The sequence below is a fragment of the Nostocoides sp. F2B08 genome, from assembly GCF_009184895.1.
GTDB lineage: Bacteria > Actinomycetota > Actinomycetes > Actinomycetales > Dermatophilaceae > F2B08.
Genome location: NZ_WESE01000002.1, coordinates 557,124 through 580,497 on the forward strand (window position 1 = coordinate 557,124; position 23,374 = coordinate 580,497).

At 70.0% G+C, this 23,374-nt stretch carries 23 protein-coding genes; 21 read left to right on the forward strand and 2 right to left on the reverse strand.

Annotated features, from left to right (window positions below; all coding sequences use genetic code 11):
• Positions 1-11 precede the first annotated feature (11 nt).
• The 3 genes from recF (at position 12) to GA707_RS06365 (ending at position 5,192) form a co-directional block, all read left to right on the forward strand.
• A complete protein-coding gene (recF, locus tag GA707_RS06355; RefSeq protein WP_152177549.1) occupies positions 12-1,214 on the forward strand; it encodes a DNA replication/repair protein RecF in 1,203 nt (400 codons plus the stop codon).
• A complete protein-coding gene (locus GA707_RS06360; protein WP_152177550.1) occupies positions 1,211-1,774 on the forward strand; it encodes a DUF721 domain-containing protein in 564 nt (187 codons plus the stop codon). The genes recF and GA707_RS06360 overlap by 4 nt, the downstream gene beginning before the upstream one ends.
• Positions 1,775-2,045: 271 nt before the next feature.
• Positions 2,046-5,192 (forward strand): M14 family metallopeptidase, encoded by a 3,147-nt coding sequence (locus tag GA707_RS06365; protein ID WP_152177551.1) that lies wholly within the window; start codon positions 2,046-2,048, stop codon positions 5,190-5,192.
• A gap of 114 nt (positions 5,193-5,306) precedes the next feature.
• Here GA707_RS06365 and GA707_RS06370 read toward each other — a convergent pair whose 3' ends face one another.
• The gene (locus GA707_RS06370) at positions 5,307-7,193 is read right to left on the reverse strand and encodes an ABC transporter ATP-binding protein (protein ID WP_226963565.1); all 1,887 of its coding nucleotides are present in this window, start codon (positions 7,191-7,193) and stop codon (positions 5,307-5,309) included.
• Between the two features lie 97 nt (positions 7,194-7,290).
• On the opposite strand from GA707_RS06370, the gene GA707_RS06375 reads away from it, so the two are divergent.
• The 10 genes from GA707_RS06375 (at position 7,291) to GA707_RS06420 (ending at position 15,043) form a co-directional block, all read left to right on the forward strand.
• Positions 7,291-7,782: a MarR family winged helix-turn-helix transcriptional regulator gene (locus GA707_RS06375; protein ID WP_152177552.1), complete on the forward strand. Its 492-nt coding sequence runs from the start codon at positions 7,291-7,293 to the stop codon at positions 7,780-7,782.
• Positions 7,783-8,113: 331 nt separating this feature from the next.
• The gene (locus GA707_RS06380; protein ID WP_152177553.1) at positions 8,114-8,503 is read left to right on the forward strand and encodes a 2Fe-2S iron-sulfur cluster-binding protein; all 390 of its coding nucleotides are present in this window, start codon (positions 8,114-8,116) and stop codon (positions 8,501-8,503) included.
• A 6-nt stretch (positions 8,504-8,509) separates the two neighbouring features.
• Positions 8,510-9,439: a catechol 2,3-dioxygenase gene (locus GA707_RS06385; RefSeq protein WP_152177554.1), complete on the forward strand. Its 930-nt coding sequence runs from the start codon at positions 8,510-8,512 to the stop codon at positions 9,437-9,439.
• 97 nt (positions 9,440-9,536) lie between these two features.
• Positions 9,537-10,031, forward strand: a complete 495-nt coding sequence (locus GA707_RS06390; RefSeq protein WP_152177555.1) for a heme-binding protein — start codon at positions 9,537-9,539, stop codon at positions 10,029-10,031.
• Between the two features lie 14 nt (positions 10,032-10,045).
• Positions 10,046-10,495 carry a hypothetical protein gene (locus tag GA707_RS20745; RefSeq protein ID WP_193315195.1) on the forward strand — a complete coding sequence of 150 codons (450 nt, stop codon included), beginning with the start codon at positions 10,046-10,048 and terminating at the stop codon, positions 10,493-10,495.
• A 50-nt stretch (positions 10,496-10,545) separates the two neighbouring features.
• Positions 10,546-11,568 carry a phenol 2-monooxygenase gene (locus GA707_RS06400; RefSeq protein WP_152177556.1) on the forward strand — a complete coding sequence of 341 codons (1,023 nt, stop codon included), beginning with the start codon at positions 10,546-10,548 and terminating at the stop codon, positions 11,566-11,568.
• Positions 11,565-11,852 carry an MmoB/DmpM family protein gene (locus tag GA707_RS06405; RefSeq protein WP_152177557.1) on the forward strand — a complete coding sequence of 96 codons (288 nt, stop codon included), beginning with the start codon at positions 11,565-11,567 and terminating at the stop codon, positions 11,850-11,852. The genes GA707_RS06400 and GA707_RS06405 overlap by 4 nt, the downstream gene beginning before the upstream one ends.
• 53 nt (positions 11,853-11,905) lie before the next feature.
• Positions 11,906-13,471 (forward strand): phenol 2-monooxygenase, encoded by a 1,566-nt coding sequence (locus GA707_RS06410; RefSeq protein WP_152177558.1) that lies wholly within the window; start codon positions 11,906-11,908, stop codon positions 13,469-13,471.
• 1 nt (position 13,472) lies between these two features.
• Positions 13,473-13,844, forward strand: a complete 372-nt coding sequence (locus GA707_RS06415; RefSeq protein ID WP_152177559.1) for a phenol hydroxylase subunit P4 — start codon at positions 13,473-13,475, stop codon at positions 13,842-13,844.
• A 95-nt stretch (positions 13,845-13,939) separates the two neighbouring features.
• On the forward strand, positions 13,940-15,043 hold the full coding sequence (locus GA707_RS06420) for an NADH:ubiquinone reductase (Na(+)-transporting) subunit F (protein ID WP_152177560.1): 1,104 nt from the start codon (positions 13,940-13,942) through the stop codon (positions 15,041-15,043).
• 156 nt (positions 15,044-15,199) lie between these two features.
• Here GA707_RS06420 and GA707_RS06425 read toward each other — a convergent pair whose 3' ends face one another.
• Entirely contained in the window at positions 15,200-15,961 is a 762-nt protein-coding gene (locus GA707_RS06425) for an IclR family transcriptional regulator (RefSeq protein WP_152177561.1), read from the reverse strand.
• Positions 15,962-16,030: 69 nt separating this feature from the next.
• Between GA707_RS06425 and GA707_RS06430 the strand changes: the two genes are divergently transcribed.
• From GA707_RS06430 to GA707_RS06465, 8 genes are all read left to right on the forward strand, one after another.
• Positions 16,031-16,906 carry an IclR family transcriptional regulator gene (locus GA707_RS06430; protein ID WP_152177562.1) on the forward strand — a complete coding sequence of 292 codons (876 nt, stop codon included), beginning with the start codon at positions 16,031-16,033 and terminating at the stop codon, positions 16,904-16,906.
• A gap of 244 nt (positions 16,907-17,150) precedes the next feature.
• Positions 17,151-17,933, forward strand: coding sequence for a 2-keto-4-pentenoate hydratase (locus GA707_RS06435; protein ID WP_226963566.1), 783 nt, complete (start codon positions 17,151-17,153; stop codon positions 17,931-17,933).
• Positions 17,934-17,974: 41 nt separating this feature from the next.
• Positions 17,975-18,988: an acetaldehyde dehydrogenase (acetylating) gene (locus tag GA707_RS06440; protein ID WP_152177563.1), complete on the forward strand. Its 1,014-nt coding sequence runs from the start codon at positions 17,975-17,977 to the stop codon at positions 18,986-18,988.
• 3 nt (positions 18,989-18,991) lie between these two features.
• Positions 18,992-20,137: a 4-hydroxy-2-oxovalerate aldolase gene (gene dmpG, locus GA707_RS06445; protein ID WP_152177564.1), complete on the forward strand. Its 1,146-nt coding sequence runs from the start codon at positions 18,992-18,994 to the stop codon at positions 20,135-20,137.
• A 1-nt stretch (position 20,138) separates the two neighbouring features.
• Positions 20,139-21,020, forward strand: coding sequence for a 2-keto-4-pentenoate hydratase (locus tag GA707_RS06450; RefSeq protein WP_152177565.1), 882 nt, complete (start codon positions 20,139-20,141; stop codon positions 21,018-21,020).
• Between the two features lie 2 nt (positions 21,021-21,022).
• The gene (locus GA707_RS06455; RefSeq protein ID WP_152177566.1) at positions 21,023-21,226 is read left to right on the forward strand and encodes a tautomerase family protein; all 204 of its coding nucleotides are present in this window, start codon (positions 21,023-21,025) and stop codon (positions 21,224-21,226) included.
• A gap of 81 nt (positions 21,227-21,307) precedes the next feature.
• Positions 21,308-22,765: an aldehyde dehydrogenase gene (locus GA707_RS06460; protein ID WP_152177567.1), complete on the forward strand. Its 1,458-nt coding sequence runs from the start codon at positions 21,308-21,310 to the stop codon at positions 22,763-22,765.
• A gap of 274 nt (positions 22,766-23,039) precedes the next feature.
• The gene (locus GA707_RS06465; protein ID WP_152177802.1) at positions 23,040-23,372 is read left to right on the forward strand and encodes a helix-turn-helix transcriptional regulator; all 333 of its coding nucleotides are present in this window, start codon (positions 23,040-23,042) and stop codon (positions 23,370-23,372) included.
• Positions 23,373-23,374 lie beyond the last annotated feature (2 nt).

The following is a 23,374-nucleotide window of genomic DNA, read 5'->3' on the forward strand; positions in this document are numbered from 1 at the left end:
ACCCTCGCCTTGTGCACGTCCGTCACCTGTCCCTCGCGAGCTTTCGCAGCTATGACCGGGCCGAGTTGCCGCTCGTGCCGGGGGTGACGACGCTCGTCGGCGAGAACGGGCAGGGCAAGACGAATTTGGTCGAGGCGATCGGCTACGTCGCGACGCTCGCGAGCCACCGGGTGGCGACCGATGCGCCGCTCGTGAAGTTCGGCGCCGACCAGGCGATCATCCGGTGCGCGGTCGTGCGTGATACCCGCGAACAGCTCGTCGAGCTCGAGATCAACCCGGGCAGGGCGAACCGCGCGCGGCTCGGCCGGGCCGCGCAGACCCGGCCGCGGGACGTGCTCGGGACGCTGCGCACGGTGCTGTTCGCGCCCGAGGACCTCTCGCTCGTCAAGGGCGACCCGGGCACGCGGCGGCGTTTCGTCGACGACCTCCTCGTCGCCCGCCAGCCACGTTGGGCGGGGGTGCGCGGCGACTACGAGCGGATCGTCAAGCAGCGCAACGCACTGCTGAAGTCGGCCGCGCCGGTGCTGCGGCGCGGCAACCGGGGGGCGTCGCGGCCGCGGCGGCCGGATCAGGAGCCGGTGGACGAGGCGCGGGCCAGTGCGCTGCACACGCTGGATGTGTGGAACTCCCATCTGTCGCAGGTGGGTTCGCAGCTGCTCTATGCGCGGCTGCGGATCCTGCGCGACCTCGGGCCGCATCTGGCCCAGGCATACGCTCAGGTCAGCGATGGAGCGGGAGAGGCGCGGGTGCGCTACGAGTCGTCGCTGCACGAGGGGGCTGCCGCGCGGATCGCTGGCGGGGACGTGCCGGAGCCGGCCGAGCTCGCCGAGCTGATGCTCGAGTCGCTCGAGCGGCTTCGGGCGCAGGAGGTCGAGCGGGGGGTCGGCCTCGTCGGTCCCCACCGCGACGACATCGTGCTCACCCTCGGCGAGCTGCCCGCCAAGGGGTATGCGAGTCACGGCGAGTCCTGGTCCTTCGCCCTGGGCCTGAAGCTGGCTGCGTACCGCCTGCTGCGTGCCGACCTCGACGACGATCCGGTGCTCATCCTCGACGACGTGTTCGCCGAGCTCGACTCCGGTCGGCGAGAGCGGTTGGCGGCGATGATCGGCGACTGCGAGCAGGTGATCATCACGGCCGCCGTCGGCGAGGACGTCCCGAAATCGCTTGGGGGGCAGACGTTCTGGGTCAAGGACGGGGAGGTGGTCCCGGGGTGAGTGGACCGGACGAGCGCGATGTCGGCGCCGGTGCCAGGGCTCCCGGTGCCGGTGCCGAGGGCGGCGAGGACGTCGACGCTGCTGCTGCTGCGCTGGCCAGGGCTCGTGCCAAGGCCGCGGACGCGGGGCTGCGGCCGGGGTCGGCTCCGCAGCGTCGTCGGCGGGTCGGCAGTGGCGGTGCGGGCGAGGGGCGTCGCGACGGCCGGGACTTCGCGCTGATCGGCGACCAGGTCGAGGCGATCGTCGCGGACCGGGGCTGGGACGTCGACGTGGCGGCCGGCTCGGTCATGGGGCGGTGGCCGCAGATCGTCGGAGTCGAGCTCGCGGCCCACGCCGCTCCGGTGACCTTCGAGGACGGGGTGCTGACGGTGCGCTGCGACTCGACGGCGTGGGCGACCCAGCTGCGGCTCATGCAGAGCCAGCTGCTCGCCCGGATCACCGAGGACGTCGGGGCCGGTGTCGTCGTGGAGCTGCGGATCGTCGGCCCCACCGCGCCGTCGTGGTCGCGCGGCCCGCGCCGCACCGCCGGCGGCCGGGGGCCGCGCGACACCTACGGCTGATGCCCTCCCCCTCCCCGCGTTTGGTGCGAAGTCATCAGTTCGGTGCGAGATCTCGCACCGGTCGGTGGAACATCGCACCGGTCCCGGCCCGTCGACTCCCTCGCCACCTTTCGACCCCACCCGTGAACCACCGTCCTGCCCCCCGTCGACTCCCTTCGACCTCTCCTTCCCTCCCCTGCGACCCCCTCCATCCCCTGCCGTTCAGGACCTTGACCAGCCCATAACAGGGGGAGGAGCATGGGCCGGATCACGTCTGAACCCGGGAGGTTCGATGTTCCGTCGACTCGCCATCGCGACCACTGCGGCAATCGTCATGACGGGGGTGAGCACACCGACGCTGCTTGCGGCCCCCTCACCGGGCGGCGTGGACGACCTCCTGGCGGTCTATACCGGCACTGTGGACGCCGACGGTCTCGCGGCCATCGTCGGGCTCGGGGTCGACCGCCACGACATCGTCGCTGGTCCAGCCCCGGGCGGACCCGGCGAGATCGAGGTCGAGGTCATCCTCAGCAGCGACCAGGCCGCCCAGCTCGACGCAGCCGGCGCCGCGCTCGAGCAGAAGTCCGCCCCGCAGTCGCGACTGCGGACCTTCGGGGTGCAGCAGACGGTCTACGACCAGTACCTCGGCGAGGGCGGCATCCAGGAGGAGCTGGTCCAGCGCGCTGCCGACAACCCGACGATCGCCCGCCACGTCGTCATCGGGCAGACGGTGAACGGGACGGACATCTCCGCCGTGCGCGTAACGCGCAACGTGGGGAGGGTCAAGGAGGGCCAGCGCCCGACCACTGTCTTCGTGGGTGCCCAGCACGCGCGTGAGTGGATCACTCCCGAGATGGTGCGCCGGCTGCTCGACGACATCCTCGGCGGCTACGGCACGGACCAGCGCATCACCGACCTCGTCAACACCACCGAGATGTGGTTCGTCCCGGTCGCCAACCCCGACGGCTACGACTTCACCTTCGAGGAGGGCAACCGACTCTGGCGCAAGAACCTCGCCGACAACAACGGCGACGGTGCCATCACGCCCGGCGACGGCGTCGACCTCAACCGCAATTTCGCGACCCGTTGGGGCTACGACAACGAGGGCTCCTCGCCGATCCCCGCGAGTGAGACGTATCGAGGTCCCGAGCCCAGCTCTGAGCCCGAGACGCAGGCTCTCGACGCGCTGTTCGCCCGCATCACCCCACAGTTCCTCGTCAACTACCACTCCGCTGCCGAGCTGCTCCTGCACGGTGTCGGGTGGCAGGTGGCCACGCCGTCGCCCGACGACGTGATCTACGAGGCGATGGTCGGCGACGACGCCGACCCGGCGGTGCCGGGCTACGACCCGGACATCTCCGCGGAGCTCTACACGACGAACGGTGAGACCACCGGCCACATGCAGGATGCCTACGGCACGCTCGGCTTCACTCCCGAGATGTCGACGTGCTACACGGTGTCCGACGCGGTCCCGGACGACGAGTGGGACGCCGCGGACTGCCAGAGCGTGTTCAACTTCCCCGACGACGAGGAGCTCATCCGGGCCGAGTACGAGAAGAACGTGCCGTTCGCACTGGCCGTCGCCGAGTCCGCCCTGGACCCCGACGACCCGGTCTCGGTCGTCGACCGTGACGCCGAGGACTTCCGGGTGGACAGCTTCGAGGTCTCCTACGGCGATCCCCAGCCGGTGTCGGTGACGGCGAAGCGGGCCATCCGGGCCAAGATGCTGAACTACTCGGTCAACGGCGGCGCGACCGTACGACGACCACTCACCGAGTGGACCGGCGGGGAGCGCTACGGCGAGGACGCCGACGACTACTACGCCGAGTACCGCGGCCTGGTCCAGGGGGCCGCGCCCGGTGACTCGGTCGAGGTGTGGTTCACCGGGACGGCGACCGCGGCTGACGTCGGTCCGGGCCAGGCCGGGCCGGTGGAGAGCGAGCGATTCACGTATGCGCTGGTCGAGGACTCCGGCAGCCCCGTCCTCGTCGTCGCGAACGAGGACTACACGGGGGTCAACCCCGACTACCCGGACACCACGACCGAACCGAAGTACCTCGCCGCACACGTCGCGGCCCTCGAGGCCAACGGGGTCACCCCGGCCACCTGGGACGTCGACGCCCAGGGCGTGCCGCACCACCTCGGAGTGCTCTCGCACTTCGACGCTGCCCTCTGGTACCTCGGCGACAACCGCCTCACCCAGGACCCGGAGGACGAGCTGATCCGCTACGGCGCGGCCGAGCTCCCCGACCTGGCGGTGGCCGAGCGTCAGCAGTACCTGACGGTCGCCATGCGCGACTACCTCAACGAGGGCGGCAAGCTGGCGTATGCGGGCGAGACGACGGCCTACTACGGCCTGGGCGGAGGTCTGTTCGGCGGGATCTACTACGGCCTGGACGGCGCCCCGGACCAGGAGTGTGTGGTCACCTCCGACCCGTTCTCCGACTGTCTCCTGCTCGCCGACGACTTCACGCAGTACTGGCTGGGCGCATACTCGCGCACGCCGCTCAGCGTGGAGAGCACGACGGGTACCGCACCGCCGTTCGAGGGGTTCGAGGGGACGTTCGGCGGGCCGGCCACGGTCGACAACCCCGTCGAAGAAGCGGGCGCGTTCGTCGCGACGAGCGACGTGCTGCCGGTGGACGAGTTCCCGCAGTTCGACAGCATGGGTGTGACCGAGTTCCCCGACCCGTTCGCCGCCGTCGAGGGGGCCTGGGCGGCGGCGGCCGGCCATGTCGATGACGGGTACCAGCGCCTCGGTCGCACCTTCGACCTGACCGGTCTCACGGCGGCCGACGCACCGGCGTTCACGGCGCAGATCGCCTTCGACCTCGAGCCGGGATACGACAACGTCCTCGTCGAGGTCCGAACCCTCGGCGCCAACCCGCCGGACTGGACCACACTCGAGGAGTCGGGGGCTGCCACGTCCTCGGCGCTGCCGACCGAGTGCGAGGCCGGGTTCTACATCGAGACGCACCCGCAGCTGCTGAACTACATCACGCTCGGCGACCCGTGCACGACGCCGGGATCCACCGGTGAGTGGAATGCGATGACCGGCTCCTCGGGTGGCTGGATCCCGGTCTCGTTCGACCTCACCGACTATGTGGGCGAGGAGATCGAGCTCGTCGTCAGCTATGTCACCGACCCGTTCACCGGAGGGCTCGGGGTCATCATCGATGACACCGCGCTGGTCACGACCGCGGGTCCGTCGCAGGAGGAGGGGTTCGAGACGGGCTTCGGTGCGTGGAGCGTTCTCGGCGCACCGGACTCGAGCCCCGACAATCTCAGCGACTGGGAGCGGGCGGACGGACTCTCGAACCTCTTCTCGGGGGTCGCCACGCCCGACACGCTGATGTTCGGCTTCGGGCTGGAGCAGCTCGCGAGCGACGAGGAGCGGGCCGACGCCGTCGGCCGCATCCTCGCGCACTTCGGCGGGTGACCTCCCCGTCCAGGCTCTTCGTGTGTGGGCGGGAACCACCGGCTTCGGGAGACAACCTTTGTCTCCCGAAGCCGAGGTTTCCGTCCCCCAGTGGTCGCCGCGGAGCGCGCCACCTCATGCCGCCCGGGCGAGAGACCCGGCCAGCGCCTCGGTGCGAGCGGCGGCGGAGGCGAGCGCCGCATACCGTCCGCCGAGGGCGAGCAGCTCCTCGTGGCGACCCAGCTCGACGACCCGGCCCGCCTCGAGGACGGCGATCTGGTCGGCGTGCTCGACCGTGGAGAGCCGGTGCGCGATGGTGATCGTCGTCCGGCCCCGCGAGACGGTGTCCAGGGCCTGCTGCAGGGCGCGCTCGGTCCGGTTGTCGAGCGAGCTCGTCGCCTCGTCGAGGACGAGGATCCGCGGGTCACGCAGGATGGTGCGGGCCACGGCGATCCGCTGCTTCTCACCGCCGGAGAACCGGTGCCCGCGCGCGCCGACGACCGTGTCGAGGCCGGTCGGCAGCGAGGCGACGAGGTCGGCGACCTGGGCCGCCGCGAGCGCGGACCACAGCTCGGCGTCCGTGGCGTCGGTCTTGGCGAGCAGGAGGTTGTCGCGGATCGAGGCGTGCACGAGGTAGGTCTCCTGCGTCACGACCCCGACCATCGAGGTGATCGTTGACTCGTCGAGGTCGCGTAGGTCGTATCCGTCGATGCGCACCGCGCCGGAGCTGGGGTCACGCAGGCGGGAGACGAGCGAGGCGAGGGTGCTCTTGCCGGAGCCGGTGTCGCCGACGAGCGCGAGGCTGGTGCCGGCGGGGACGACGAGGTCGATCCCGTCGAGCGCGGGCCGCCCCTCCCGCTCGTATGCGAAGGTCAGCTGCTCGAAGGCGACCTCACCGCGGACGGTGGTCGGGTCGAGGTGCACCGGCTCGCGCGGCTCCGGCACCTCGGCGACGAGGTCGAGGTATCCGAAGATCCGGCTGAAGAGCGCCATCGACGAGATCCACTGCGCGCCGATGTTGAGGATGCCCATGAGCGGGCGGAAGATCGCACCCTGGAGCGCGGTGAACGCGACGAGGGTTCCGATCGTCATCCCGCCGCTCGTCGCGGGGAAGCCGGCGGCGAGGTAGATGATCGCCGGGATCGCGGCGAAGATGATCTGCATCGTGGCCATCCGCCAGCGGCCGGCGAGCTGGCTGCGCAGCTCGAGGCCGACGAGGCGCTCAGAGGTCAGGGCGAAGCGGTCGGTCGCGGCCGAGCCGGCGCCGAGGGTCTTGGTGAGCAGGACGCCGCTGACGGAGAGCCCCTCCTCGACCTGGGAGTGCAGGGTCGCGAGCTCGCGCTGCTTGCGCGCGGTGATCTCGCGGCGCAGCAGGGCCACGCGGCGGGTCAGGTAGACCGCCGGCGGGATGACGACGAGCGAGAGCAGCGAGAGCCGGGGGCTGAGCGCGACCATCGCGATCGCCGTGGCGATCGCGGTCGTGACGTTGCTCGCGATCGAGGTCGCGGTCGTCGTGACGACCGACTGCATGCCGGCGATGTCGTGGGTGAGCCGGCTCTGCACCTCCCCGCCGCGGGTGCGCGTGAAGAACGACATCGACTGCCGCTGCAGGTGCGCGAAGACCTGGGTGCGCAGTCCGTGCATGACCTTCTGGCCGACGTCGGAGGACATCCAGGTCTGGACGACGCCGAGCAGCGAGGTCGTGGCCGCGACGGCGAGCATGCCGCCGACGAGCCAGAGCAGGAGCGTGACGTCCTGGCTGGGCAGGGCGTCGTCGATGACGGCCCGGACGAGGAACGGCTGGGCCATCGAGATGGCCGAGGTCGCGACGATGATCGCGGTGACGATCCCGAGGGCGCGGCGGTGCGGTCCGAAGAGTGCGAGCACGCGCCGGATCTCGACGGGGCTCTCGGCGAGCTGGGCGCGGTCGGCCGGGTCGATCCGGGCGGCCCTGCCGCCGTTACCGCCCCCGCCGCGCTCTCCGTGACCGGAGCGGGTGTGGGTGTTCATGCCGTCGTCCATGCGGCGCCTCCGTGTCTGAAGAGGAAGGGTCCTGAGGGTGCTATATAGAGAGGTTACCTCATTATCTGGTTAACTCCAAATCCGGTATGCTCGGCGCATGTCCAGCGAGCGCCTCCACTCCGATCGGGGCCAGGTTCCCGGGGTCGCCCACGAGCATCGGCCCGACTCCTCGGGTGCGGCGCTCGAGGGGTCGCTCATGGCGGTGGCGCGGGGGCTGCGTCGCGGGTGGGCGGACCAGATCGCGCACACCGGGCTGGCGCCGCACCAGGCGCGGGCGCTGCGGGTGATCGCGGCGGAGGGCTCGATCCGCCCAGGTGCCCTGGCGGAGCGGCTGCACGTGGCGCCGCGCTCGGTGACCGAGGTCGTCGACGCCCTCGTCGAACGGGAGCTCGTCAGCCGTGAGCCCGACCCGTCCGACCGTCGCGCGATGACGCTGACGCTCACCGAAGCCGGGCACGAGCTCGTCGGTGAGATCGGCGCGATCCGGCGCGCGCATACCGAGCAGGTCTTCGGCGCGGTCCTCTCCCGTGAGGAGCAGGACACCCTGGCCGCCCTCCTCGGCCGGCTGGCGGACCGCCTCTCCCCCTGACGCAGCCGGCGACAGGCTGCCGCCTCGCCACCGGTGCGTTCCGCCGCGTTTGGCGTGCACCGCGACGTTTGGCGCGCTACAGCGCACCGAACACGCCGCAACGCGCCGGTCCAGGAAGAACGCACCGGCTCCGGGCCACCCGCGCCCACGGCCCACACCCTCCCTCCCCGTTCCGCTGTCGGGAACGTGCGTGGCCGGGGGAGGACACTGGCAGCAGGCTCTTCACCAACGGCTGAGGACGGCCGCAGCACAGCCACACCGGCTGAGCGCCGGCCAGCACCACCCACGGCCGCCGAGCAGAACCGCATGAGCCCGCGCGAAGGAGCGCCCCGTGCCGAACGTCACGATCCACCCCACCGGCGAGGTCATCTACCTCGAGCCGGAGGAGACCGTGCTGAGCGGGCTCTACAAAGCGGGCTACGCCTACACGATCGGCTGCCGCCGCGGCGGGTGCGCGATCTGCAAGGTCGACTGCCGCGCGGGCACGTTCACCTACAACCGGCCCATCGCCGACACCGTCATCACCGCCGAGGAGCGCACCGACGGCACCTGCCTGAGCTGCCGCGCCGTCCCCGACGGTGACATCACGATCGAGATGCGCGACGGCAACGTCCGCCTCGTCAACCCCTTCCTCCGTCAGATCAACGACAAGGCCCGGCAGCGCGCCGAGGCCCTGGCCCGAGCGCAGGCCGACATGGCCGGCGCGACCACTAAGGAGTAACAGCACATGGGAGTCATGAGGTTGGGCTACGCCCACGTCCGGGTCACGGACATGGCCGAGGCCAAGGACCACTACGCCAACACGATGGGACTGTACGAGACCCTCTCGGACGTCAGCCCCGAGGGCGCGAACCGGACGTTCTACAAGGCCTGGGACGAATGGGACCACCACTCGGTCGTCCTCGAGGAGGGTGGCGTCGGCCTCGTCAAGTACGGCTGGAAGGTCCAGTACGAGAGCGACATCGACGACATCGAGCGCAAGGCCCAGACCTTCGGGGTCACCGTCGAGCGGATGAGCAAGGGGGAGAACCCGGAGATCGGCGACGGAATCCGTTTCACCACCCCCTCGGACCACGTCTTCGAGGTCTACCACGACGCGACGCTCATCGGCACCGAGGTCGGCACCCACAACCCGGACGCCTTCCCCCGGCACCTCGTCGGTGTCGGCGTCCCCGCGCTCGACCACTCGCTCATCACGGCCGAGGACCCGGGCATGATGGACCGCTTCCTCACCGAGGTCTTCGACTTCTACGCGACCGAGCGGGTGCAGACCAGCCTCGACGACGACGCGGACATCATCGCGACGTGGATGACGAGCAACAACCAGATCCACCAGCTCGCCGTCCTCGCCGGCCCGCAGGGCAAGCTGCACCACTTCGCCTTCCGCCTCGGTGACTGGACCGAGGTCGGCCGCGCGGCGGACCTGTTCTCGATGGACGACGTGCCGATCGACGTCGGCCCGACCCGCCACGGCATCACCCGCGGCCAGACGGTCTACTTCTTCGACCCGTCCGGCAACCGCAACGAGGTCTTCGCCGGCGGCTACCTCGCCTACCCGGACCGCCCGGTCAGCGTGTGGACCCCCGAGAAGCTCGGCAAGGGCGTCTTCTACCACGCCCGCGAGCTGAACGACGCGTTCACCTCCGTCCTGACCTGACCTCCCGCCCACCGTCGGCGACGGTGGCGGCGCCTCGCCGCCGTCGCCGCGGTACCCCCTACCCTCCAGCACCCCACATCCCCTGGGAGGAGCCACGATGCTGGTCCGCACCGAGACCGTCCTGACGTATGCCGGGGCCCGGCTCGCGCTCGACGCCTCCCTGCGCAGGGCGAAGGAGATCGGGGGCGCCTTCAACGTGGCCGTCACCGACAGCAGCGGTGGCCTGCTCGCTTTCGCGCGGATGGACGGAGCCTTCACAGTCTCCGGCTCGATCGCCCAGGACAAGGCGTGGACCGTGACGGGCTTCGGCGGGCTGTGCACCGACGACTTCTACGAGGCGATCGCCGGTGAGGACGCGGTGCGCGAGGGCATCGCGCAGCGCGGCCGGGTCGCGGCCTTCGGCGGCGGGGTCCCCGTACTTGTCGACGGAGTCCTCGTCGGTGCCGTCGGTGCCTCGGGCGGATCAGCCGCACAGGACAAGGACGTCGCGACCGCCGGCGCCGACGCCGTCGTCGCCGAACTGCAGAACCCCGCCGAACCGAACACGGCGGTCGAGCTGAACACGACAGCCGGAAGCCACGACAGACCCTGAGAGATGGAGTGACCATGACCCCGTTCATGCTGCGGGTCGCCGAGCTCGTCGACGTCGACGAGTCCGACGTCGCGGACGCCGACCTCGACGCCCTGGCGCCGATGCCGATGACGCGCATCAGCCAGAAGATCGCCACGAGCACGGGGGCCGACCGACACGTCGCGATCCGTGCCCTCGCCGAGCAGCTCGTCTGCGAGGCCAACGTCGTGCTCGCCCACGGTGACGAGCACCTGACCCTCGTCGACGAGATCCTCGCCAACGAGCTGGCCTTCACGGTCGGCTACCGCGGCCGCGGCGCTCGGGTGTCGACGACCTTCGAGGACGGGACCGCCTACGGGCGGCTCGTCGGCGACGGGTTCGAGAGCGAGCTCCCCCATGAGCTCGCCGACGCCGACGCCGTTCCCGATCTCGTCGTCCGACTCCTCGTGGAGTCCGGTCTCCCCCACCACCACGTCAACGTCTGACCCCGCCACGTCCCAACCCGCCACCCAGCAGCACCCACCTAGGAGGACCCGTGCAGATCGAGCTGCGAACGCAGGTCATCGAGCCGCGCCGCAAGACATTCACCCACGTGAGCAACCGCTACGGCGACCGTCCGGCCTCGCGCTACGAGGAAGGGACGATCGACCTCCAGGGTTCGGAGCACTTCCAGTACAAGCCGCTGTGGGCGCCGGACAAGGAGATCTACTCCCCCGACTTCAGCGAGCTCAAGCTGGCCGACCCGTACTCCTACATGGACCCGCGCCAGTACTACTACACGCCGTACGTGTCCGCGCGGGCCGACCTCCACGAGGCCTTCGGGGCGACGCTGTCCTACCTCGACAAGCGCGGCATGTTCGACCGCCTCCCGGAGGCCTGGCACGGCGTGCTGCAGAACATCGTCCTGCCGCTGCGGCACTACGAAGGTGCAGCCCAGATGATCAGCGCTGCCGCCGCGCGATACGGCTGGGGCACGTCGATCACACAGTGCTTCTCCTACGCCTCCTTCGACCGGATCGGGAACGCGCAGATGCTCTCGCGGGCCGGGATCTCCCTCGGTGGTGGCACGGCCGACCCCCTGGCGGTCGCCAAGACTGCCTGGATCGAGGACCCGACCTGGCAGGGACTGCGCAAGCACGTCGAGCTCACGCTCGCCGAGCAGGACTGGGGCAAGGCGATCGTGGCCCTCGACGTCACGGACCGGGTCATCTACCAGCTGCTCTACACCCACCTCGACGATGTCGCGATCGGCTCCGGCGCCGGCTCGTACTCGCTCATCGCCCAGCACTTCTCGACCTGGTTCGTCGACCAGCGCAAGTGGTTCGACGCGCTCTACAAGGCGTGGGCCGCCGACCCCGAGCACGGTGCGGCGAACGTCGAGACCCTCTCCGCGGTCGTCTCACAGACCCTCGCGACCGTGGCCGAGGCGCTCGCACCGGTCATGACCGCGGTCGACGGTCTCGTCGACGCCGGAGCGGTGGACGCCCTCGCCGCGACCGTCGACCAGACCCGTTCGGCCTACGCAGCCCTCGGTGTCGCGACGGAGGTGGCCTCATGACCGCCACCGCCGAGCGCCCCGTCGGCGTCGACATCCAGGAGAACGAGCAGAACCGTGCCGTCATCGAGGCCATCGAGGCCGACAACGAGGACGCGACCGTGCGCCACATGCCCGGTCTGGTCCGCGTCACGTCGCCCGGCCGACTGGTCATCAACCGCACGAGCGTCGAGGAGCGCCTCGGGCGGGAGTGGGAGACCCACGAGTTCCAGCTCGCGATCATCTCCTACTTCGGTCACATCAAGGAGTGGGACGACGACCAGATCCTCATCGCCTGGGACCACTGAGACAGCCCGACCACGGAACAGCGAGAGACAGCCATGAGACAAGGACTTCACACATGACCATCGCACCGAAGGCTCCGCGCAAGCTGAGCATGAAGGACCGCTACTCGGCCCTCACCCGTGACCTCGACTGGGAGCCGAGCTACGTCTCGAAGGAGCAGATCTACCCGCTCACCACCTTCGAGGGCATCACGATCCACGACTGGAGCAAGTGGGAGGACCCCTTCCGCCTGACCGTCGACGCCTACACCAAGTACCAGGCCGAGAAGGACAAGCGGCTGTATGCGGTGCTCGACGGCTTCGCGCAGAGCCAGGGCCATCTGAGCCTCACCGACGCGAGCTACCTCAACGCGATGAAGCTCTTCATCCAGGGCATCGCGCCGAACGAGTACAACGCGCACCGCAACTTCGCGATGCTGGCCCGGCACCTCGAGGGCGGCGGCCCGCGGTTCGCGGCCCTGTGCCAGTGCCTCGACGAGATGCGCCACGCCCAGACCGAGATCCACACGCTGTCGAACTACAACAAGTACTACGGCGGCTTCCACAACTTCTCGCAGCAGCACGACCGCGTCTGGTACCTCTCGGTGCCGAAGTCCTTCTTCGAGGACGCGCTCTCGGCCGGCCCGTTCGAGTGGCTCATCGCGATCGGCTTCTCCTTCGAGTACCTGCTGACGAACCTCCTCTTCGTGCCGTTCATGTCGGGGGCGTCGTTCAACGGCGACCTGCCGACGATGACCTTCGGCTTCTCGGCGCAGTCCGACGAGAGCCGGCACATGACCCTGGGCCTCGAGGCGATCAAGTTCCTCCTCGAGCAGGACGAGAAGAACGTCCCGATCGTCCAGTATTGGCTCGACAAGTGGTTCTGGCGCGGATACCGCCTGCTGGCGCTCGTCGCCCAGATGCTCGACTACATGCTCCCTCGCGAGTTCATGAGCTGGAAGGAGGCCTTCGAGCTCTACTTCGAGGAGCAGATGATGAAGGGCCTCTTCGAGGACCTCGCCTACTACGGCATCCGGCCCCCGCTGCACGTCGACAAGGCGATCCAGGAGAAGGAGCACGTCTCCCACCAGGCCTACTGGATCCTCTACCAGTTCAGCCACGCCGCGGCGTTCACCACGTCCGTCCCCACGGCCCAGCACATGGACTGGCTCGAGGAGCAGTACCCCGAGACCTTCCCCACCTACCGCAAGCTGTGGGAGAAGGAGCAGCGCAACATCGACAACGGCGGCCGCCACTTCATCCGCGGGCTCCCGCAGCTGTGCCAGGTGTGCCAGATCCCGATGGGCTTCACCGAGGCGGACGACCCGTTCGTCCAGGCCCAGCGGGAGAGCATCTTCGAGGGCGAGCGCTACAACTTCTGCTCCGACGGGTGCCAGTACATCTTCGAGCACGAGCCGGTGAAGTTCCGCCGGGCCTGGCTGCCGGTGCACCAGATCTACCAGGGCAACTGCGGCGGACCGACGCTGCCGGACGTCTTGAACTGGTACGGCCTGGAGCCGGGTGACGGCGGCGAGTACCTCGGGTCGATCGACCACCAGAACTGGCTGAAGTGGCACGGCGACCCCGCCCACGTCGAGAACGACCACGCTCCGGCAGCCGCCGGCGCAGAGGGAGGACAGTGAGATGACCCTTCAGGACACCATCGCCCGCCCCGAAATCAAGTCCATCGGCGAGTACAACCCCGCCTCCCGCTCCGCCCAGGAGCTCTACGGCGACGACATCCTCATGCACGTCTGGTGGAAGGGGAACCCGTGGTTCGTCGCGGCAGCCACCTTCCGGGTGTCGCCGCAGATGACCTTCGCCGACTTCTGGACCGGGGTGTTCGTGCCCTACCACGAGGAGGACCCGGACTTCGACGCCGGCAAGGGCTGGGAGCAGTTCGACTGGTTCCTCGCCGTGAACCGCGACGCCGTGCCCGTCGGCGTCTCGTCGGAGACGACCCTCGCCGACCTCGGCGTGACCCACAAGGCCGTGCTGGGGTTCACCGCCGCCTGACCCGCCTCCGAGGTGGGGTGTGCCGCGTCCGGCGCTCGGCATACCCCACCTCGATCTCCGCCTCCCTCTCCAGACCCACGAGGACGTGACATCAGATGTCTGAGTCGTTTGTCGTGACCGTCGAGCCGATCGGCCGCCAGGTCGTCTGCCGCGACGACCAGCCCATCCTCGACGCCTGCCTGCGGGCCGGTGTGTGGCTCCCTCACTCGTGCACCCACGGGACCTGCGCGACGTGCAAGGTCGACGTCGTCGACGGCGACGTCGACCACGGCGAGGCGAGCACCTTCGCCCTCATGGAGTTCGAGCGGGACGAGGGCAAGCTGCTCACGTGCTGCGCCAGGCCGCGCAGCGATGTGACGATCGAGGCCGACATCGACGTCGACGACGACATCGAGATGCACCCGGTCGAGGACTACGTGGGCACCGTGGTCTCCATCGACGAGGTCGCCCGCGACACGGTGCGTCTCGTCGTCGACCTCGACCGGGACATGCCCTTCAACGCCGGCCAGTACCTCAAGTTCACCGTGCCCGCCGCCGCAGACGGTTCGGCCGAGAGCGTCGACCGGACGTGGTCCATCGCCTCACCGCCCACCCAGTCCCGGACCCTGGAGTTCCACATCCGGAAGGTCCCCGGCGGACGGGGCACGGACGGATGGGTCTTCAGCAGCCTCGCGGTCGGTGACCTGGTCCCCGTCTCGGGTCCGTACGGCCGGTTCGTCCTGCACACCGGCCAGGACAACCACACGATCATGGTCGCCGGCGGCACCGGTCTGGCGCCGATCAAGTCGATGCTGCGGCACGGGCTGGAGAACGGCACCTACGAGGGTGAGATGAGCCTCTACCAGGGCGGCCGCTCCCGGGAGTGGCTCTACGACGTCGACTTCTTCCGGGCGCTGGCCGCGGAGTACGACCAGTTCACCTACCGGCCCTGCCTGTCCGAGGAGACTCCCGAGCAGGTCGCAGCGTCGGGTGACGACCCCGACGCCTACGGCTACGGCATGGTCACCGACGTCCTCGCCGCCGACCACGCCTCGCTCTCGGGCTGCAAGGGCTACCTCTGCGGTCCGCCGCTCATGGTCGAGGCCGCGCTGAAGACGCTGATGAGCAAGCGGCTCTTCCCCCGCGACATCTATCGCGAGGAGTTCTTCAACGAGGGTGACAAGGCCGCCGGAGTCAACTCCCCGCTCATCCGCCGCTGACCGAGGCCGACCCGACCCGCCCGCCAGATCGGGGCGCTGCGCCGGAACCGGTGCGGTGTTCGACGTTTGGGCCGCTACAGCGCACCAAACACGGAGCACCGCACCGGCTGCACCACAATGCACCAAGTACGGGTGACATACGGAGGCGCGCGCCAGTCAGATCCCGTCGGTGCGCAGCGTCCGCGACAGCACGAAGGCCGCGGTGCGCACGGCGGGACCCATCGTGCGCGGGTCGAGTGAGGCGGTCGGGCCGGTGATCGACAGGCCCGCGACGATCTTGCGGTCCGCGCCGAACACCGGCGCGGCGACGCACGACACCCCCGCGTGCGACTCCTCGGCGTCGAAGGCCATGCCGATGCTGCGGATCGCCCGCATCTCGGCGACGAGGTTCTCGGCCGTCGTGATGGTCCGCGGGGTCAGCTGGGGCAGCCCGGCCTCGATGCGCGCCTGGAGCACGCTCCGCGAGGAGTATGCGAGCATCACCTTCCCCACGCCCGTTGAGTGAGCGGGGAGCCGGCCCCCGACGCGGGAGGAGAGCCCCATCGAGCTGCCTCCGAGGATGTTGACGTAGACCACCTCGACCCCATCGAGCACCGCGAGGTGGATCCGCTGGTGCGTCGCCTCGCGCAGGTCCTCCATGATCGGCTGGGCCGCCTCGGACAGGGTGCGGTGCGTCGGCACGAGCTCACCGAGCTCGAAGAGCCAGGGCCCGAGCTGGTATCCGTCGTCGGTCCTCTCGAGCAGACGCACCGAGCACAGCTCGCCGCAGAGCCGGTGCACAGTCGACTTCGGCAGCCCCGAGCGGCGGGCGAGCTCGCCGACGCCGATCACGGGTGAGCGCTCGTCGAACGCGGCGAGAAGAGCGGTGGCGCGTGCAAGCACCGACACGCCAGGGCCGTCCCGCTCAGTGGAACGCATGTATTGATGGAATCACAGGATTCGGGCACCGTTCGAGGAACAGCACGATCCCGCGTCAAGGAGGACCCGATGTCGGTCGCCGCCCACGTTCCCGCCCCCGCGCAGCGCCAGCGCACCGTCACCCCGCTGGAGCGCGCCGAGGCCGACACCGCCTGGTGCGCGACCACTCCGAAGCGGACGACGAGTGCGCCGTACGCCGCCACCTCGGGTCTGAAGTCGGTCGGCAGCGCCCTCGATGTCCTCGAGTGCTTCGCGACCGACGGCGAGCTCGGCGTCTCCGACATCGCCCGCAAGCTCGGGGTCGCCAAGTCCACCGCGCACCGGCTCCTGCAGACCCTCGTCAGCCGTGGCTTCGTCGAGCAGGACCGCGAGACCGGTCTGTACCGCCTCGGCATCCACATCTACGAGCTGGGCGCCCTTGCACTGGCCCGCAACCAGCTGCGCCACGCCGCGCTCCCGACGCTGCGCCAGGTCGCGGCGATGACCGGACTCACCGTCAACCTCGCCGTGCCGGACGGCCCCGACGTCGTCTTCGTCGAGCGGATCGAGAACATCGACGGCCTGCGCATCCTCGGCCACGTCGGCCGCCGGCTTCCCGGCCACACGACGAGCTCGGGCAAGGTCATCGCCGCCTTCAACCCGGCCGTCGACCAAGCCCGCCGGGCCGCCGGCTTCCCGCCCCGGCTCGGTCGCACGGTGCGCACCGAGGCGGACTGGGACCGCGTCCTCGCCGACGTCCGCACGCAGGGATACGCGGTGTCCACGTCCGAGTCCTTCGACGGGACCACGTCGGTCGCCGTCGCCATCCTCGACAACCGAGGCGTCGCGGTCGCGTCGATCTCGCTCTTCGGCCCGACGGAGAGCATCGCCCCCCACGTCGAGCGGCTCGTGCCGCTGCTGCGGGCCGCCAGCAACCGCATCTCGCACACCCGCATCAGCGCCTGACCACTTCCTGCCGATAGGACCGATATGGCGTCGGTCCGACGGTCCGACTCGCCACTTCTTGGCAATAGGACCGAAACGGCGAACGGTCGGGAGCGGGACCGTTCGCCGTTTCGGTCCTATTTGGCAGATATGGCGGGGCAGGGGCGGGGCAGGTGGAGCACGGGTCCGTTCCCGCACGAGGAACGACCCGTCCCGGCCCCCGCCGCCCGCCCTAGCGTGGAGGGACAGCACAGAGAGGACTGCCGTGGACGACACGCTCCGGTCGGAGGCGACCGACAGACTGCTCAGCGCGTATGCGTCGCGTGAGCCGATCGACCCGCTCACCTCGACCTACGAGGGCATGGACCTCGAGGATGCCTACGCGATCCAGCTCGCCCAGATCGCCCGGATGCTTTCCGAGGGCAGAACGATCAAGGGGCACAAGGTCGGCCTGACGAGCGCGGCGATGCAGAAGCTGCTCGGCGTGAACGAGCCGGACTACGGACACCTCCTGGACGACTTCTTCTACCTCGAGCACATGCCGATCCCGGCGGACCGCTTCCTCCAGGCCCGGGTCGAGCCGGAGATGGCATTCGTCCTCAAGAAGACCCTGAGCGGCCCGGGCGCCACAGTCCACGAGGCGGTCGCTGCCGTCGACTTCGTCCTGCCGGCCCTCGAGATCGTCGACTCCCGCATCCGGGACTGGAAGATCGGCCTGTTCGACACGATCGCGGACAACGCCTCCTCCGGCGCCGTCGTGCTCGGCTCGACCCCGACGCCGCTGCGCGAGGTCGACCTGCGCCTCACCGGCGGGGTCATGCACAAGAACGCCGAGGTCGTCGGCACCGGGGCCGGCGGCGCCGTTCTCGGGTCCCCGATCAACGCCCTCGTCTGGCTCGCCAACACCCTCGGTGCCCGCGGCATCGCCCTGGAGGCCGGCCAGGTCGTCCTGCCCGGCGCCATCTGCGCGATGGTCCCGGTCGCCGCCGGCGACAGCGTCACCGCAACCTTCGCCGGCCTCGGGTCGGTCACCGCCCGCTTCGTCTGACCCGATCGCCAGCCGCAACTCACCGCCCACCAGGAGCATCCATGACCAGGACAACCGGAACGGCCGCCATCGTCGGCCCCGGCAACATCGGCACCGACCTGATGTTCAAGCTCATGCGCCGCAGCGACGTCATCGAGCCGCGCTACATGATCGGCGTCGACCCCAAGAGCGACGGGCTGCGGCGCGCGGCGTCGGTCGGGCTCGAGGCGAGCCACGAGGGCGTCGACTGGCTGCTCGCCCAGGACGAGCTGCCCGACATCGTCTTCGAGGCGACCTCCGCCAAGGCGCACGCCGCCAACGCGCCGCGGTATGCGGAGGCCGGCATCCTCGCCGTCGACCTCACTCCGGCCGCGGTCGGGCCGTACGTCTGCCCGCCGGTGAACCTCGACTTCAACCTCGACGCGATAAACGTCAACATGATCACGTGCGGCGGTCAGGCGACGACGCCGATGGTCCGCGCGGTCGCCGACGTCGTCGATGTGCCGTATGCGGAGATCGTGGCCTCGATCTCGAGCAAGTCCGCCGGCCCCGGCACGCGGGCCAACATCGACGAGTTCACCGAGACGACGGCGGAGGCGCTCAAGGTCGTCGGTGGCGCCGCCACGAGCAAGGCGATCATCATCCTCAACCCGGTCGAGCCGCCGCTGATGATGCGCAACACCGTGTTCTGCGCGATCCCGGCCGAGGCCGGTGAGGCGGGCGAGCTGCAGGACCGGATCCTCGCCTCGATCCACGACATGGTCGCCCGGGTGCAGGACTACGTCCCCGGCTACCATCTGCGCGCCGACCCGCAGTTCGACCACGCCCGCGACACGTGGGGCGGCCAGGCCCGCGTCTTCGTCCCGATCGAGGTCAAGGGACGCGGCGACTACCTGCCCGACTACGCGGGCAACCTCGACATCATCACCGCGGCGGCGGCCCGGGTCGGCGACATCATGGTCGCCCACCGGCTCGGCGTCGACACGACGTGGAAGTCGTCGGCGGACCTCGGCGACCTCGCCGCTGGAGCCGCTGCGAACACCGAGACGGCGGCTGCCGTGAAGACAGGAGTCTGAGCCATGGGAGACATGACCATCCGCCCGGAGGACACCCCCGTGGTCAACGGGCAGGTGACCGAGGCCGAGGTGCTGCTCCGCACTCCGAGCGCCGCCGCGGACCCGAGCGAGACTGACCTGCGGATCACCGACAGCACCCTGCGCGACGGCTCGCACGCCATGGCGCACCAGTACACCGAGGAGCAGGTCCGCGGCGTCGTCCACGCCCTCGACAAGGCCGGCGTGCAGGTCATCGAGGTGAGCCACGGCGACGGCCTCGGCGGCTCGAGCTTCAACTACGGCTTCTCCAAGGTCGACGAGTTCGACCTCATCAAGGCCGCCGTCGAGGAGGCCGAGCGGGCCAAGATCGCGATCCTCATGCTCCCCGGACTCGGCACCGTGCACCACCTGCAGAAGGCGCACGAGGTCGGCGCGTCCGTCGCCCGGATCGCGACGCACTGCACCGAGGCCGACGTCTCGATCCAGCACTTCGGTGCGGCCCGTGAGCTCGGCATGGAGACGGTGGGGTTCCTCATGCTCAGCCACAAGGCGTCGCCGCAGGTCCTCGCCCAGCAGGCCCGCATCATGGTCGATGCCGGCGCCCAGTGCGTCTACGTCGTCGACTCCGCCGGGGCCCTGGTCCTCGACAGCGCACAGGAGCGGATCGCCGCCGTGTTGGCCGAGATCGGTCGCGAGGCGCAGGTGGGGTTCCACGGTCACCAGAACCTCTCGATGGGCGTCGCCAACTCCGTGCTCGCCTACCAGGCCGGCGCCAAGCAGATCGACGGCGCGCTCTGCGCCCTCGGCGCCGGGGCGGGCAACTCCCCCACCGAGGTCCTCGCCGCGACCTACGAGCGGCTCGGCATCCGCACCGGCATCGACCTCGGTGAGGTCCTCTCCGCCGCCGAGGAGGTCGTGCGCCCGTTCATCCCGCGCCTGCCCTGGATGGACCGCGCATCGATCACGCAGGGGTATGCGGGGGTCTACTCCTCCTTCCTGCTCCACGCCGAGCGGGCCGCGGATCGGTACCAGGTTCCCGCGCACGCGATCCTCCAGCGGGTGGGCGAGCTCGGGTACGTCGGTGGCCAGGAGGACATGATCATCGACATCGCCCTCCAGCTTCAGCAGGAGCAGGAGCTCGGCGATCTTGCGGGCGCGGGAGTCCGCTGACATGGCTGACTCGACCACCGCATACGGCACTCGCGAACCCGGCCGGCAGCCCGAGGGTGGCTGGACGATCGAGACCGTCGCGGCCGAGCTGCTCCGCTGCGAGGACGAGCGGATCGAGCGGCCCCCGTTCACTGACGAGTGGGCTGACCTCGACCTCGACACCGGCTACGCGATCCAGGACCTCAACCTGACCAAGCGGCTCGAGCGCGGCGAGAAGCTCATCGGCGTCAAGCTCGGCCTGACGAGCCGGGCGAAGCAGCAGCGGATGGGCGTGCACTTCCCGTTCGTCGCGTGGCTGACCGACGCGATGATCCTGCCCGTCGGCGACCCGGTGCCGCAGGGCAGGCTCATCCACCCGCGGATCGAGCCGGAGATCGTCTTCGTCATGGGCGACCGGCTCGAGGGCCCGGGCGTCACAGCCGCCCAGGCGATGGCCGCGGTCGAGACCGTGTGGGGCGGTGCCGAGGTCATCGACAGCCGCTACAAGGACTTCCGGTTCAAGGCCGGTGACGTCAGTGCGGACAACGCCAGCTCGGGTGCCTTCGTCACCGGGCCGATCGGGCTGCCGCCCGCCGAGCTCGATCTCGCGACCGAGGCCGTCCTCGTCGAGGTCGACGGCGTCATCGTCGACTCGGCGACCGGTGCCGCCGTCCAGGGGCACCCCGGTGAGGCGCTCGCGCTCGCCGCGAACGACCTGGCCCGCCGCGGGCACGCCATCGAGGCCGGCTGGATCGTCCTGACCGGCGGGATGACCGACGCGGTGTTCTCGCCTCCCGGCTCCTCTGTGGCGATGCACTTCACCTCGCTGGGATCGGTCTTCCTCGCGCGTGGCGCCGACCCGGACGACACGGCACCGAATTCGCCCGCCGGGCAGGGGTCCTGACCATGCCCGTCATCGAGGTCACCCTCGTCGAGGGCCGCGAGCCGGACCGGCTGCGCGACCTCATCACCCGGCTCACCGACGCGGCCGTCGAGGCGATCGACGCCCCCCGGGAGTCGGTGCGCGTCATCCTCCGCGAGGTGCCGCCGACGCACTTCGCCGCCGGTGACGTGACCATCGCCGAGCGACGCGCCGGCCTGTCCGGCTGACCGCACGAGCCGACCACCGCATACCCAATCGACATCTGGATCCCGAACGACCAGCCAAGCCCGCACGGAAGGGGCATCGACATGAGCGTGACACAGCAGAGCGAGAAGCAGTTCTTCGGCCACATCATCGACGGCGAGGAGGTCGAGTCGATCGACGGCAGGCGCTTCGAGGTCTGGAACCCGTGGACGCGTCAGGTGTGGGCCGAGGCGGCGGAGGCGTCGGAGAAGGATGCCGAGCGGGCCATCGAGAGCGCGCGGCGCGCCTTCGACGAGGGCCCGTGGCCGCGGATGGGGCGGGTCGAGCGGGCGAAGCTCATCCACCGGCTCGCGGACCTCATGGAGGAGCACACCGACGACCTCGCCCGGCTCGACTCGACCAACATGGCCAAGCCGTTCGAGCAGGCCAAGCACGACGTTGCGCGCTCGGTGTGGAACTTCCGGTTCTTCGCCGACCACCAGCGCGACGCGGTCGGCGAGGTGTACCCGATGGACTCGGGACACCACACGTACAGCGAGTTCGGGCCCGCGGGTGTCGTCGCCGCGATCAGCCCGTGGAACTTCCCGCTCATGATGGCGACGTGGAAGATCGCGCCGGCGATCGCGTGGGGCAACACGTGCATCATCAAGCCGAGCGAGGACACCCCGGCCTCGGTGACGATGCTCGGGCGGCTCGCGGTCGAGGCGGGCTTCCCGCCCGGGGTGCTCAACGTCGTCAACGGCTACGGCGCGCCTGCGGGCTCGACGCTCACCGGTGACGACCGGGTCGACCGGGTGACGTTCACCGGGTCGTCGACGACCGGGAAGATGGTCATGGCCTCGGCCGCCACCCACCTGGCGCCGGTCTCGCTCGAGCTCGGGGGCAAGGGCGCCAACATCGTCTTCGAGGACGCCGACCTCGACAACGCGGTGTACTGGGCCGTCGAGGCGATCTTCCGCAACGCCGGACAGATCTGCCTCGCGGGGTCGCGCCTGTTCGTGCACTCGTCGCTCTACGACGAGTTCATGGAGCGCTTCGTCGCGGCCGCCGAGGCGTTGACGATCGGCGACCCGTTCGACCCGGCGACGAGGTTCTCGGCGCTCGCGAGCAAGCGGCACTTCGACAAGGTCGTCTCCTACGTCGAATCGGCGCGCGAGCTCGGTGGACGGATCCTCACCGGCGGGGTCGCGGACGACGGCTCGTGGGTCGTCCGGCCGACGATCATCGACGGGCTGCCGCTCGACGCGGCGCCGTACTGCGAGGAGATCTTCGGGCCGGTGTGCGTCGTCAACTCCTTCGACACCGAGGAGGAGGCCGTGCACCTGGCCAACGACACCCGCTATGGCCTGAACGCGATGCTCTTCACCGAGAACCTCTCCCGGGCGCACCGGGTGGCGTCGAATCTCAAGGCCGGCACGGTGTGGGTGAACTGCTTCTTCATCCGCGACCTGCGCACCCCGTTCGGCGGTGTCGGCGACTCCGGCGTCGGGCGCGAGGGCGGCAACTTCAGCCGCGAGTTCTTCACCGAGCCCAAGGCCGTCGTCATGCAGATCGCCCGCTGAACGCGGCGCCGCCCCGCCCTCCGCACGGCCGGATGCGTGCGGCGCGTCTCAGCGGCCGGAGTCATCCCCGCCTGCCGGAGTTGTCGCCGCCTGCCGGAGTTGTCCCCACCGGCCGCAGCAATTGCTGCGGCCGGTGGACGGATTTGCGGCGGCTGCTCACAACCGCGGCCGCTGGGCAGGATCCGTCCACCCGTGTCCCCCTCCCTCTTGACAACCTACAACCATTTAGTTGTACGTTAGTTGCGTGAGTGACAGCGAGGACCGCGCGGACGCGATGTTCCACGCGCTCTCCGACCGGACCCGGCGTGACATCCTGCGCCGCGTCCTGGCCGGCGAGCAGTCGATCTCACGACTCGCGGCGAGCTATCCGATGAGCTTCGCCGCGGTGCAGAAGCACGTCGCCGTGCTCGAACGGGCCGGCCTGGTCACCAAGCGCCGCAGTGGGCGCGAGCAGCTGGCCAGCGGCGACGTCGAGGCGGTGCGCTCGGTGACCTCGATGCTCGATGAGCTCGAGGCGATCTGGCGCGGCCGGATCGACCGGATCGACGTGCTGCTCACCGAGACACCGGGCGACCCGTCGCCCACTCCACAACCTCAGGAGGACTGACC

Coding starts and splice junctions, on each gene's coding strand:
- GA707_RS06365 (WP_152177551.1), top strand. CDS start 2,046: ATGTTCCGTCGACTCGCCATCGCGACCACTGCGGCAATCGTCATGACG.
- GA707_RS06370 (WP_226963565.1), bottom strand. CDS start 7,193: ATGGACGACGGCATGAACACCCACACCCGCTCCGGTCACGGAGAGCGC.
- GA707_RS06375 (WP_152177552.1), top strand. CDS start 7,291: ATGTCCAGCGAGCGCCTCCACTCCGATCGGGGCCAGGTTCCCGGGGTC.
- GA707_RS06385 (WP_152177554.1), top strand. CDS start 8,510: ATGGGAGTCATGAGGTTGGGCTACGCCCACGTCCGGGTCACGGACATG.
- GA707_RS06390 (WP_152177555.1), top strand. CDS start 9,537: ATGCTGGTCCGCACCGAGACCGTCCTGACGTATGCCGGGGCCCGGCTC.
- GA707_RS20745 (WP_193315195.1), top strand. CDS start 10,046: ATGACCCCGTTCATGCTGCGGGTCGCCGAGCTCGTCGACGTCGACGAG.
- GA707_RS06405 (WP_152177557.1), top strand. CDS start 11,565: ATGACCGCCACCGCCGAGCGCCCCGTCGGCGTCGACATCCAGGAGAAC.
- GA707_RS06410 (WP_152177558.1), top strand. CDS start 11,906: ATGACCATCGCACCGAAGGCTCCGCGCAAGCTGAGCATGAAGGACCGC.
- GA707_RS06415 (WP_152177559.1), top strand. CDS start 13,473: ATGACCCTTCAGGACACCATCGCCCGCCCCGAAATCAAGTCCATCGGC.
- GA707_RS06420 (WP_152177560.1), top strand. CDS start 13,940: ATGTCTGAGTCGTTTGTCGTGACCGTCGAGCCGATCGGCCGCCAGGTC.
- GA707_RS06425 (WP_152177561.1), bottom strand. CDS start 15,961: ATGCGTTCCACTGAGCGGGACGGCCCTGGCGTGTCGGTGCTTGCACGC.
- GA707_RS06430 (WP_152177562.1), top strand. CDS start 16,031: ATGTCGGTCGCCGCCCACGTTCCCGCCCCCGCGCAGCGCCAGCGCACC.
- GA707_RS06440 (WP_152177563.1), top strand. CDS start 17,975: ATGACCAGGACAACCGGAACGGCCGCCATCGTCGGCCCCGGCAACATC.
- dmpG (WP_152177564.1), top strand. CDS start 18,992: ATGGGAGACATGACCATCCGCCCGGAGGACACCCCCGTGGTCAACGGG.
- GA707_RS06450 (WP_152177565.1), top strand. CDS start 20,139: ATGGCTGACTCGACCACCGCATACGGCACTCGCGAACCCGGCCGGCAG.
- GA707_RS06455 (WP_152177566.1), top strand. CDS start 21,023: ATGCCCGTCATCGAGGTCACCCTCGTCGAGGGCCGCGAGCCGGACCGG.
- GA707_RS06460 (WP_152177567.1), top strand. CDS start 21,308: ATGAGCGTGACACAGCAGAGCGAGAAGCAGTTCTTCGGCCACATCATC.
- GA707_RS06465 (WP_152177802.1), top strand. CDS start 23,040: ATGTTCCACGCGCTCTCCGACCGGACCCGGCGTGACATCCTGCGCCGC.